The sequence below is a fragment of the Pseudoflavonifractor sp. BSD2780061688st1 E11 genome (assembly GCF_005844125.1).
Lineage (GTDB): Bacteria > Bacillota > Clostridia > Lachnospirales > Lachnospiraceae > Sellimonas > Sellimonas catena.
Map to the genome: position 1 here is coordinate 79,110 of NZ_SPHM01000011.1, position 12,080 is coordinate 91,189.

The following is a 12,080-nucleotide window of genomic DNA, read 5'->3' on the forward strand; positions in this document are numbered from 1 at the left end:
TATGAAACAGGCAAAACGGGTATTTGTAATTGTGATCGATTCTCTGGGAATCGGCGTCATGCCGGACGGGGAAAAGTTTGGAGATGTAGGAGTCAACACGCTCGGACACATTTCCGAATCAGTGGAGACCTTCCGGATTCCGGCGCTGCAAAAGCTTGGAATAGCAAATCTGACACAGCTTCGCCAGGTGCCGGCAGTAGAAAATCCACTTGGATACCAGGCAGCACTCCGGGAAAGAAGTAACGGAAAGGATACGATGACCGGACACTGGGAGATCATGGGAGTGGAGACGAAAAAGCCGTTCAAGACATTTACAGAACACGGATTTCCGAAGGAACTGATCGACGAACTGGAAAAACGGACCGGACATAAAGTGATTGGAAACAAGAGTGCCAGTGGAACGGAGATTATAGAGGAACTTGGAGAAGAAGAAATCGCAACCGGACATATGATTGTGTATACTTCAGCGGACTCGGTGCTTCAGATCTGTGGAAATGAAGAGACCTTTGATTTACAGGAACTGTACCGCTGCTGCGAAATTGCAAGAGAACTGACGATGAAAGAAGAGTGGAGAGTCGGAAGAGTCATTGCAAGACCGTATGTCGGAAAGAAACGGGGCGAGTTTGAACGGACGAGCAACCGTCATGACTATGCGCTGAAGCCTCCGGTAAAGACGGCGCTGAATGTACTTCAGGACAATGGTTTCGATGTGATTTCCGTTGGAAAGATCAAGGACATTTTCGACGGAGAAGGCATCACGGAAGCATACAAATCCAAATCCTCCGTCCACGGAATGGAGCAGACCATCGAGCTTGCAGACAAAGATTTCCACGGACTCTGCTTTGTCAATCTGGTAGATTTCGACGCAAAATGGGGACACAGAAGAGATCCGGAAGGATATGCGAAAGAGCTGGAGATGTTTGATGAAAAATTAGCGGTTTTACTGGAAAAGCTAAGAGAGGACGATCTTTTAATCATCACGGCGGACCATGGAAATGACCCGACTTACACAGGAACCGACCACACTCGGGAGAAAGTACCGTTCCTTGCGTATTCCAGATCCATGGAAGGAAACGGAATGCTGCCGGAACAGGATACCTTTGCGGTGATCGGCGCGACGATCCTGGACAATTTCGGGCTGTCCATGCCGGAGGAGACAATCGGAACTTCCCTGCTTTCCTGTTTAAAATAAACACCATTCTACAAAAAAAGGAGGAACAGAAGACATGAAAAGAATGAAAAAGCTTGCCGCGTTGTTTCTGGTAATCTGCATGGCAGTTTCCGCGATTGGATGCGGACCTTCCAAGTCCAGCCAGGGCAGCGGAAATTCAGATTATCGTGTGGCCATGATCACGGACAGCGGCGACATTACAGACCAGTCTTTTAACCAGACAACTTACGAAGCATGTCTTGAGTACTGTACGGAAAATAATATCGATTTTACCTACAAAAAGCCGGACGGGGATACGGATTATGCCCGGATTGCCATGATCGATGTGGCCGTGGCAGAAGGATACAATATCATCGTTATGCCGGGATATATTTTTGCGCCGGCTTTGGTGGAAGTAACATACAAATATCCGGATGTCAAATTTATTGCGCTGGATATGACGGCAGGAGATATCATTGCGGCAGCAGTAGGAAGCAAGTACTACGATAACCCGGACGCATATGAGGCGTCGGACTATTACAATACGAAAAACACATACTGTGCAGTTTACCAGGAAGAGATTCCGGGGTATATGGCGGGATATGCGGCTGTGAAGCTTGGATACCGGAAACTTGGTTTCCTGGGTGGTCAGGCGGTACCGGCAGTTATGAGGTATGGATTCGGCTATGTGCAGGGAATCAATGATGCGGCTAAAGAGCTTGGAATTACCGACCAGATCGAAGTCGAGTACGCCTATGGCGGACAGTTCTACGGATCTACAGAAGTGACGGCGGCGATGGATACCTGGTACAGCCAGGGAACGGAGATCGTCTTTGCATGCGGCGGCGGTATCTTTACCTCTGCGGCAGAAGCTGCTTCAAAAGTGGGCGGAAAGATGATCGGCGTGGACAGCGACCAGTCCCCGATTATTGACGCGTACGGAGAAGGAATGACGGTAACATCCGCAATGAAAGGGCTGGGAGCAACCGTAAAGGCGATGCTGGATTCCATCATTGTGACAAATACCTGGGAAGAACATGTCGGAAAGATCGAAAATCTTGGACTTGTGTCAGGAACGGATATGGATGTCAATTACGTAGGGCTTCCGGAAGATACGACACAGTGGAACGAAAACTTTACCGTGGACGATTACCATGAACTGGTACGGAAAATCTATGACGGGGAAATTACTATTGATAATTCCACCGAAAAGATGCCGGAAGTATCTGTCAAGGTAAACGAAAGACAAGGATCGATCATGTAAAAGATACCGGAAGGAGGAAGCAAAAATGGGAGAATATGCAGTGGAAATGCTTCACATCACCAAGAGATTTCCTGGGATTGTGGCAAACGATGACATTACGCTTCAGTTGAAAAAAGGCGAGATCCACGCGCTCCTCGGGGAAAACGGAGCGGGAAAATCCACGTTGATGAGCGTGTTATTCGGACTGTATCAGGCGGAAGAAGGAGAAATCCGCAAAGACGGGAAAAAAGTAGAAATCAAAAATCCGAACGACGCCAACGCACTTGGAATCGGAATGGTGCACCAGCACTTCAAACTGGTGGAATGTTTTTCTGTGCTTGATAATATCATTCTCGGCGCAGAGCCGGTACAGGGCGGATTTCTGAAAAAGGATGACGCAAGGAAAAAGGTAATGGAACTGTCAAACCGGTATCATTTGCAGATTGATCCGGACGCCAAAGTGGAGAATATCACAGTTGGAATGCAGCAGAGAACGGAAATTTTAAAAATGCTGTACCGGGATAATGAAATTCTGATTTTTGATGAACCGACGGCAGTGCTGACCGTGCAGGAGATCGAGGAACTGATGCAGATCATGAAGGGACTTGCAAAGGAAGGAAAGAGTATCCTTTTCATTTCCCACAAGCTCAACGAGATCATGGAAGTTTCTGACCGCTGTACGGTTTTAAGAAAAGGAAAATACGTCGGAACTGTCGAAACAAAAGACACGACGCCGGAGAAGCTTTCCGCCATGATGGTAGGAAGAAATGTCTCCTTTAAAGTAGAGAAAAAACCGGCCGAGCCTGGCGACGTGGTGCTGGATGTGAAGGACATGACCGTTGCCGGACAGAATAAAAAGGATGCGGTACAGGACGTCAGCTTCCAGGTACGTAAAGGCGAGATCGTCTGCATTACCGGAATCGACGGAAACGGCCAGACAGAACTTGTTTACGGACTTTCCGGTCTGGAGCCGTTAAAGAGCGGAAGCATCCATATGAACGGAAAAGATATTACAAAAGTATCTGTCAGGGAACGCTCCACTTCCGGAATGAGTCACATTCCGGAAGACCGGCATAAGCACGGACTGGTTCTGGATTATTCTCTGGAGGACAATCTGGTGCTGCAGCGCTACTTTGAACCGCAGTTTACAAGCAAGGCCGGACTGATGAAGCGAAAAGAAATCCGGGAATATTCGGACAGCCTGATCGAAGAGTACGATATCCGTTCCGGACAGGGATCCTCTACTATCGTACGTTCCATGTCGGGTGGAAATCAGCAGAAGGCGATCATTGCAAGAGAGATCGACAAGAATCCGGATCTTTTGATTGCGGTGCAGCCGACACGGGGAGTCGACATCGGAGCAATTGAATCGATTCACAGGCAGCTGATCGAGCAGCGGGATGCCGGAAAGGCAGTCCTTCTGGTCAGCCTGGAACTGGATGAAGTCATGGATGTGCCGGACCGGATTCTCGTCATGTATGAAGGAAGACTTGTCGGGGAATTCAAACCGGATGAAGTGACGGTGGAAGAACTTGGTCTTTATATGACCGGCGCCAAGAAACAGGAGGTGTAGCATATGAATACAAAAAATGAAAAGAAACGGTTCCTGGAGATCGGCGGCGTACAGACGGTCATAGCGTCTCTGATCTGTATTATCCTTGGTCTTCTGGTAGGTTATATTGTGTTGCTGTGCATCAATCCGGCCGGAGCCTGGGATGCGATGACATCCATTTTAAAGAACTTCTTGTATTTCCCGAGACCGGAAGTTGCACTGGAATATTTCGGAAGCACCCTTGCCAAAACGGCGCCGCTTCTGATGTGTACCCTGTCCATCCTTTTTGCCTACAAGGTAGGGCTCTTTAACATCGGAGCTTCCGGACAGTACGCGGTAGGAGCAGGACTTGCCCTGTACCTGGCGCTTGCGTATCAGATGCCTTGGTATGTCTGCATGATCGCAGCCATGATCGGCGGAGGACTTCTCGGAGGAATCGCCGGAATCTTAAAGGCATACTTAAATGTAAACGAAGTTATCGCGGGAATTATGCTCAACTGGATCAGTCTTTACAGCGTCAACATGCTTCTGACGAATGTCAAAGAATCCAGTACAACCTATACGATGGCGCTCAAGACAAACAGCCCGGACGCCCTGATCCCAAGCCTCGGCCTGGACAATCTGTTTTCGGACAACCGGTATGTGACCATTGCCATTCCGCTTGCAGTCATCATCGCCATTCTCGTATGGGTAGTGATGAGCAAGACAAAACTTGGATACGAATTAAAAGCAACCGGACTGAATAAAAATGCCGCAAAATATGCAGGTATGAAAGAAAAGAGAAACATGATCCTTACCATGGTGATCGCAGGATGCCTCGCAGGTCTTGGAGCTGCATTCCTTTACTTAAGCGGAATCGAGCAGTGGTCCTGTGCACAGACGGCAGTCCCGGCCATGGGATTCAACGGAATCGCGGCAGCCTTCCTCGGAGGCCTGAACCCGATCGGAAGTATTTTCTCAGCATTTTTCATCCAGCACATTACAAGCGGCGGATCCTATGTGGACAAGATGGTATACTGTGCACAGATCTCCGATCTGATCTCGGCAATCATCATTTACTTCTGCGGTTTTGTATTATTCTTTAAATACTGCATGAACAGAAAAGCAAAGAAATAGGGAAGGAGGAAGAACATATGGCACTCTTATTACAATATACATTGATCTATGCATCAGTACTGATGCTTGTGGCCCTTGGCGGATGCTTTTCTGAACGAAGCGGTGTGATCAACCTGGGGCTGGAAGGTACCATGGTCATCGGTGCCCTTGGCGGTGCCCTGGTGATGAAGTACATGGGAGATCTTCCGGCAGCGCTGATGATTCTGACGGTTGTCCTTGGAAGTGTGATCTTTGGTATGATCTACTCCCTTCTGCTTGCAGTATCGGCCATCAACTTTAAGGCGGACCAGACACTGGTCGGAACAGCCATGAACCTTCTTGGAACAGCGGCGGCCACTGTCATTGTGAAGGCAATCAACATGGGAGAAAATGTAAACAATGTTTCCTCTTCCATTCAGTATATCGATCAGAGGAAAGCATTCTCGGCATTTAAAATCGGAAACTTTGAAGTAAGCTGGTTTATGATCCTGGCTGTCATCCTTCTGATCGTTGCGCACGTGGTTCTCTATAAAACCCGGTTTGGACTGAGACTGCGGGCGTGCGGCGAGCATCCGCAGGCAGCGGATTCCGTTGGAATCAACGTATACAAAATGCGTTATGCGGGCGTCCTGATTTCCGGATTCTTCGGAGGTCTGGGAGGAATCGTCTACATCACAGCAGGTGTCAGCGAATGGAAATTTGAAAACGGTGTGGCAGGATTCGGATTCCTTGCCCTTGCGGTTATGATCTTCGGACAGTGGGAGCCGAAGTTGATCGGACTGGCAGCGCTTCTGTTCGGTCTGTTCCGTGCACTGTCCAACGTGTACTCCGGATTCGACATTCTGGAAGCACTCAATATCCCAAGTGCCGTTTACAACATGCTTCCATATATTATCTCCCTCGTGGTGCTGGCTCTGTTCTCAAGGAACTCGAAAGCACCAAAAGCGGAAGGTATCCCTTACGATAAGGGACAACGATAATAGACGGAAATTCAGAGCAAGGAGAGAACAACATGGAACGATTTGCGATCAGAGGACAGATCTGCTATAGTGAAAATCAAAAGACAATCCGCACCATCGAGCATGGTTACGTTGTGTGCGAAGACGGAAAAAGCATCGGAGTATTTGAAACGCTTCCGGAAAAATGGAGCGGGATTTGCTGCCGGGATTACGGCGACCGGCTGATCATTCCGGGACTGATTGACCTGCATGTCCATGCACCCCAGTACCCTTTCCGGGGACTGGGGATGGACCAGGAACTGATCGACTGGCTGAATACCCATACCTTCCCGGAAGAGGAAAAGTATCAGGATCTGGAATACGCAAAAAAGGCGTATACCATCTTTCTGGATGATCTGCTTCACAGTGCGACAACGAGAGCCTGCGTTTTTGGCACCTGCCATCCGGACGCTACATTCTGGCTCATGGAACAGATGGAAGAGGCAGGACTTGCGGGCTATGTAGGAAAGGTCAATATGGACCGGAACAGCCCGGAAGGTCTGTGTGAGGAAAGCGCCAAAGCATCTGCGGAAGCGACCGAGAACTGGATTCTGGCCGCAAAGAATCTTTCCAATGTCAGACCAATCCTGACGCCAAGATTTATTCCAACCTGTTCCGATGAATTGATGGAACTGCTCTCCGGGCTTCAGAAACAATACGATCTGCCGATGCAGTCCCATCTCTCGGAAAATTTAAGCGAAATCGACTGGGTCAAAGAACTGCAGCCAAAGGCGTCCTGCTACGGGGATGCCTACCGGATCCACGGTCTGTTTGGCGGAGACTGCCCGACCATCATGGCACACTGCGTGTACAGTGGGGAAGAGGAAATCCGGATGATGAAAGAGCAGGGCGTCTTCATCGCCCACTGTCCGGAATCCAATGCAAACCTCTCCTCCGGAATCGCACCGGCGAGGAAATACATGGAACTGGGGATGCAGATGGGACTTGGCACCGATGTGGCGGCCGGCTCCTCGATCTCTTTGTTCCGGGCGATGGCCATGGCCATCCAGTGTTCGAAGCTTCGATGGAGACTCATCGATCAAAGTCTGGCGCATCTGACTGTGGAAGAAGTCTTTTACCTGGCGACCAAAGGCGGCGGTGCTTTCTTTGGAAAGGCTGGAAGCCTGGAAGAAGGGTACGAGTTTGACGCGGTTGTGATCGACGACCGCAAGATCCGGCACGCCCGTCCGCTTTCCGTCCGGGAAAGGCTGGAGAGACTGATCTATCTGGACGGGGATGCCAGGGTGGAAGCAAAATATATCAAAGGGAAACAGGTAATCTGACAAAGCGGGCTTTTCGTGTGCCGCTGTACCAAAAGAGAACGGTAGGTGGGAAGGAATGGAAAACAAATATCTGGCAAAGATTCTGCCGTTTTTAAATGAAATTGAAGAGGACAGAAGAAAACAGTTTGAAGAGTATTTCCGGACAGTGCCCATGTGGCTGATGGACACCTTTGTGGTGGAAGAGCTGGAAAAAGGGACGGTTTTCGTACAGGAGGGAGAGCCTGCAGACATGATTTTCTTTATCGGGAAAGGTCTGATCAAAGCCACTGATTATCGGATTTACGGAATCAACTACGATTTTACTATGTTTGACAAGGTCTATGCATTCGGCGGAATGGAAGTCATCATCAATCTGGACAAGTACCAGACAACCCTCCAGACGGTGACAGAGTGTACCGTACTGAAAATACCGAAAGAAGGGTTCAAGAAATGGCTGGATTCGGATATAGTCGCTCTGCAGCAGGAGAGCCGGCTGATGGGCGAATATCTTCTGGAACAGGCCAGAGACAGCCGGATGCTTCTGTTTTTACAGGGAGCGGACCGGGTAGCCTTCCTTCTGATGAAACGGTACCGCAAATATGCCCAGGGCGGCGTCCTGCGGATGAAGGGCGACAGGCAGGAACTGTCGGATTTCACGGGGCTCTGCGTGAAGACGATCAGCCGTTCCATCAAAAAATTCAAGGAAAACGGGATGATTACGACACAGGGAAGCAACATTATGATTAACTATGAACAATACCTCAGGATGGAGGAGATGATCTCCGGAATTCTGGCGGAGGACTTATAAAAGGAGTGGATCAAAGATGGAAAAGAAATTACAGACCTGTCTTGCAAGTATTCGCGAAAAGACAGATTTCAAACCGGAAGTGGCATTGATTCTCGGAAGCGGACTGGGAGATTATGCAGACGGAATTCAGATTGAAACGACCGTGGATTACACCGAAATCGAGGGATTCCCGGTATCCACAGTAACAGGACATAAAGGACGCTTCGTCTTTGGATATGTAGGAGATGTGCCGGTTGTCATCATGCAGGGCCGGGTTCACTATTACGAAGGTTACCCGATGTCCGACGTGGTTCTTCCTACCCGCCTGATGGGCCTTCTGGGGGCGAAAAAGCTGCTCCTTACCAATGCGGCCGGCGGAATCAACGAAAACTTCCGCCCGGGCGATTTCATGATGCTGACCGACCACATTGCCACAGGCGTGCCAAGTCCGTTGATCGGACCGAACCTGGACGACCTGGGACCTCGGTTCCCGGATATGAGCGAAGTGTACAGCCACAGAATCCAGGATGTGATCCGAAACGCCGCATCCGAGTGCGAGATTGATTTAAAAGAAGGCGTGTACGTTCAGCTTACCGGACCAAACTATGAGACACCGGCCGAAGTACGGATGTGCAAAATCTGGGGCGGAGACGCTGTCGGCATGAGCACGGCCTGCGAGGCAATGGCCGCACGCCATATGGGCATGGAGATCGGAGGAATCTCCTGCATCACCAACCTGGCAGCCGGTATCAGTAAGGAAAAACTGGATCACAAAGAAGTGCAGGAGACTGCAGACCGCGTTTCCAAAGACTTCAAACGACTGGTAACAAAGATTATCGAAACGATATAAAACGAATTTCGAGAAACGGAAGAAAGGTGTAACGATATGGATATCAAAACAATTCCAAAACTGGATCTGCACTGTCATCTGGACGGCTCTCTGACAAAAGCCATGATCGAGCGGCATCTGGGGAAACCGATACCGGAGGATGCCCTGACGGTGTCGGAGGACTGCCGGAGCCTGACAGAATATCTGGAAAAATTTGATCTGCCGGTACAGTGCCTGCAGGACGAGGCAGGACTGGAAGACGGTGCGTATACCTTTGTAGAAGAGATTGCGAAGGAACATGTAGAATATATTGAAGTCCGGTTTGCTCCGATGCTTTCGGTTCACGAAAACTTAAGCTGCGCGAAGGTGATTGAGGCCGTGCGGAAAGGAATGGAGCGGGCGAAGGCAGATTTTCAGGTACAGTACGGGATCATCGTCTGTGCTATGAGAAATCACAGCCAGGAGCAGAACCTGTCCATGCTGAAATGTGCAAGAGAATATCTGGGACACGGTGTCTGTGCCCTGGATCTGGCAGGGGATGAATCCGCATTCCCGACCGCGGAGTTCCGTGACATCTTTGTGGAAGCCGAACGTCTGGGCATGCCGTTTACCATCCATTCCGGGGAAACCGGAAATCTGGAAAATGTCCGGGAAGCCTACGAACTGGGGGCCAGACGGATCGGACATGGCATCGCGCTTCGCAAGGATCCGGAGCTGATGAAAGCCTACGCAAAGGCCGGTATCGGTGTGGAGATGTGTCCGACCAGCAACTTTCAGACGAAGGCAGCAGCAGGATGGGAAGACTATCCGCTTCGCCAGTTTGTAGATGCAGGAATCAAGGTCAGCATCAACACAGACAACCGGACAGTCAGCGGTACAACCATGACAAAAGAGCTGACAAGAGTTTATGAGCAGTACGGACAGGATGACGAACTGATTCTCACTCTGCTTCGCAATGCCGCAGAGACGGCATTTGACCCGGAAATCAAAGAGACACTGGAAACGAAATGGAAAGGGATTTAAGATGGAAAAGAAAGAAATTTTGAAATATGTAGACCATACCCTGCTGACTCAGGGAGCAACCTGGGAGGAGATCCGCCAGATTCTGGATGACGCCATGAAATATGAGACGGCGTCCGCCTGCATCCCGGCGTCCTATGTAAAACAGGCAGCGGATTATGTGGAAGGGAAACTTCCGATCTGCACCGTGATCGGATTCCCGAACGGGTACAGCACAACGGCAGTCAAAGTATTTGAAACAAAAGATGCTATCGCAAACGGAGCTTCCGAGATCGACATGGTCATCAACATCGGCTGGCTAAAAGACAAAAAATACGAGGCGCTGGAAGACGAGATCCGCCAGATCCACGAGGCATGCGGTGGACGTATTCTGAAGGTAATCATCGAAACCTGTCTTCTGACCGAAGAAGAAAAGATCAAGATGTGCGAGATTGTCACAAAAGCAGGCGCAGAATACATCAAGACATCTACCGGATTTTCCACCGCAGGCGCAACATTTGCGGATGTGGAACTGATGCGGAAGCATGTTGGAGCAGACGTTAAAGTCAAAGCGGCAGGAGGCATTTCCTCTTTCGATGACGCGGACGAATTTATCCGCCTCGGAGCGGAGCGTCTTGGAACAAGCAGACTGGTGAAAATCATGAAAAACAGCCCGGACGCAGGAGCCGGATACTAGAAGGAGGAGACCGCGTGGATACCCATATGATTGTGGAGCTCATCGGGTATTTCGGCTCCGCCCTTGTACTGCTGTCCTTTCTAATGACCTCGGTGGTCAAGCTTAGGATCATCAACATGGCCGGCGGAGTGATCTGTACGATCTACTCTCTCGTGATCCATGCATACCCGACGGCAATCATGAATACCTGTCTCGTTTTGATCAATTTTTACTACCTGATGCGGATCCGGAAAACGAAGAGAGCCTACGATGTGATCGAAGGGACTCCGGAAGAATCCATGCTGCGTTATTTTGTGAAACGATATGCGACGGACATTCAGAAATACTTTCCGGATTTTAACGCATCGTCCAAGACAATGGAAGGCTGCAACGCCGCCTACATCGTTTGCCATGACGACGCTCCGGCAGGAATTCTGATCGGAAACCGGAGGCCGGACGGAGAGCTGGATGTAATCCTGGACTATTCCACCCCGGCATACCGGGACTGCTCGGTGGGGAAATATCTGTATTCCCGCCTGAAGGAGCAGGGGATCCGGAAACTGAGCTTTGCGGGAACTCCGGGGCCTCACGAATACTACTTGCAGACGATGGGATTTGTAAAAGAAGACGGAACATATGTCAAGGAACTGGATCAGAATGAGAATTAAAAGCAGAGTATAGAAAAGGGAGTTAGAATAAAACAATTTATTTAGCAGGAAAGCAAAAGAACAGGTGCGGAAAGAGCGGCGAGGGAGCTGGACTTTTCGTGCCTGTTTTGGTTCCTGGGAAAGCGGATTTACTTCCGGACAAGGATTGGCTATAATGAAGAGAGGAAAAGAAAAGGAAAAGTAGGTGAGTACCAATGTCTTTTGAACTGGTAAAGCAATATTTTGAAGAGGATGGAATGGGAGAACGGGTCATGGATCTTGCACAGTCCAGCGCTACCGTGGAAGAGGCGGCGCAGGCGATCGGCTGTGAACCATGTCAGATCGCAAAGACCATGTCCTTTTTCGTGGACGATGCCCCGATTCTTATTGTCCTGGCCGGCGACACAAAAATCGATAATAAGAAGTACAAAGCCCAGTTCCACCAGAAAGCCAAAATGATTCCCTGGGATCAGGTGGAAGAGGCTGTAGGCCATCAGCCGGGCGGTGTCTGCCCGTTTGTAACCAAACCAGGCATCCCGGTTTATCTGGACGAATCTCTGAAACGCTTCGAGCGGGTATATCCGGCGGCAGGAAGCGGACATAGCGCCGTGGATCTGACGGTGGAGGAACTGGAAAAGTATTCGGGGTGTGAAAAATGGATTGATGTGGGGAAAAGGAGCGGGGAGTGAGAGAAAATAGAGTAAACTTCCCATTTCGCCCATTTTCGGAAAATTCACTTGTAAATCAGAGGGTGCTATTCTATAATCCTGTCTTTGACAGTTATTGGAAGAAAAAATCGCTGTATCCCTTGTGTTTACTGGGCTACAGCGATTTTTGTCGTT

At 49.7% G+C, this 12,080-nt stretch carries 12 protein-coding genes; all 12 read left to right on the forward strand.

Annotation, left to right across the window (positions count from 1 at the left end; translation table 11 throughout):
- Window position 1 precedes the first annotated feature (1 nt).
- The 12 genes from FGQ85_RS07040 to FGQ85_RS07095 all read left to right on the forward strand — a co-directional run bounded on the left by FGQ85_RS07040 (window position 2) and on the right by FGQ85_RS07095 (window position 11,927).
- Window positions 2-1,192 (forward strand): phosphopentomutase, encoded by a 1,191-nt coding sequence (locus FGQ85_RS07040; RefSeq protein WP_138373042.1) that lies wholly within the window; start codon window positions 2-4, stop codon window positions 1,190-1,192.
- Between the two features lie 34 nt (window positions 1,193-1,226).
- Window positions 1,227-2,414 (forward strand): BMP family ABC transporter substrate-binding protein, encoded by a 1,188-nt coding sequence (locus FGQ85_RS07045; protein WP_243128500.1) that lies wholly within the window; start codon window positions 1,227-1,229, stop codon window positions 2,412-2,414.
- Window positions 2,415-2,439: 25 nt separating this feature from the next.
- Window positions 2,440-3,966: an ABC transporter ATP-binding protein gene (locus FGQ85_RS07050; RefSeq protein ID WP_138373043.1), complete on the forward strand. Its 1,527-nt coding sequence runs from the start codon at window positions 2,440-2,442 to the stop codon at window positions 3,964-3,966.
- Between the two features lie 3 nt (window positions 3,967-3,969).
- A complete protein-coding gene (locus FGQ85_RS07055) occupies window positions 3,970-5,061 on the forward strand; it encodes an ABC transporter permease (protein ID WP_138373044.1) in 1,092 nt (363 codons plus the stop codon).
- 17 nt (window positions 5,062-5,078) lie between these two features.
- A complete protein-coding gene (locus FGQ85_RS07060) occupies window positions 5,079-6,020 on the forward strand; it encodes an ABC transporter permease (RefSeq protein ID WP_138373045.1) in 942 nt (313 codons plus the stop codon).
- Between the two features lie 32 nt (window positions 6,021-6,052).
- Window positions 6,053-7,321: an amidohydrolase family protein gene (locus FGQ85_RS07065; RefSeq protein WP_138373046.1), complete on the forward strand. Its 1,269-nt coding sequence runs from the start codon at window positions 6,053-6,055 to the stop codon at window positions 7,319-7,321.
- A 55-nt stretch (window positions 7,322-7,376) separates the two neighbouring features.
- Window positions 7,377-8,108 carry a Crp/Fnr family transcriptional regulator gene (locus FGQ85_RS07070; protein WP_138373047.1) on the forward strand — a complete coding sequence of 244 codons (732 nt, stop codon included), beginning with the start codon at window positions 7,377-7,379 and terminating at the stop codon, window positions 8,106-8,108.
- 16 nt (window positions 8,109-8,124) lie between these two features.
- Window positions 8,125-8,937 carry a purine-nucleoside phosphorylase gene (locus FGQ85_RS07075; RefSeq protein WP_118636713.1) on the forward strand — a complete coding sequence of 271 codons (813 nt, stop codon included), beginning with the start codon at window positions 8,125-8,127 and terminating at the stop codon, window positions 8,935-8,937.
- A 36-nt stretch (window positions 8,938-8,973) separates the two neighbouring features.
- Entirely contained in the window at window positions 8,974-9,939 is a 966-nt protein-coding gene (gene add / locus FGQ85_RS07080) for an adenosine deaminase (RefSeq protein WP_138373048.1), read from the forward strand.
- A gap of 1 nt (window position 9,940) precedes the next feature.
- A complete protein-coding gene (deoC, locus tag FGQ85_RS07085) occupies window positions 9,941-10,612 on the forward strand; it encodes a deoxyribose-phosphate aldolase (RefSeq protein ID WP_087166862.1) in 672 nt (223 codons plus the stop codon).
- Between the two features lie 14 nt (window positions 10,613-10,626).
- A complete protein-coding gene (locus FGQ85_RS07090; protein ID WP_138373049.1) occupies window positions 10,627-11,259 on the forward strand; it encodes a YgjV family protein in 633 nt (210 codons plus the stop codon).
- Between the two features lie 194 nt (window positions 11,260-11,453).
- Complete coding sequence (locus FGQ85_RS07095) at window positions 11,454-11,927, forward strand: YbaK/EbsC family protein (RefSeq protein ID WP_087166864.1); 474 nt, start codon at window positions 11,454-11,456, stop codon at window positions 11,925-11,927.
- Window positions 11,928-12,080: the final 153 nt, after the last annotated feature.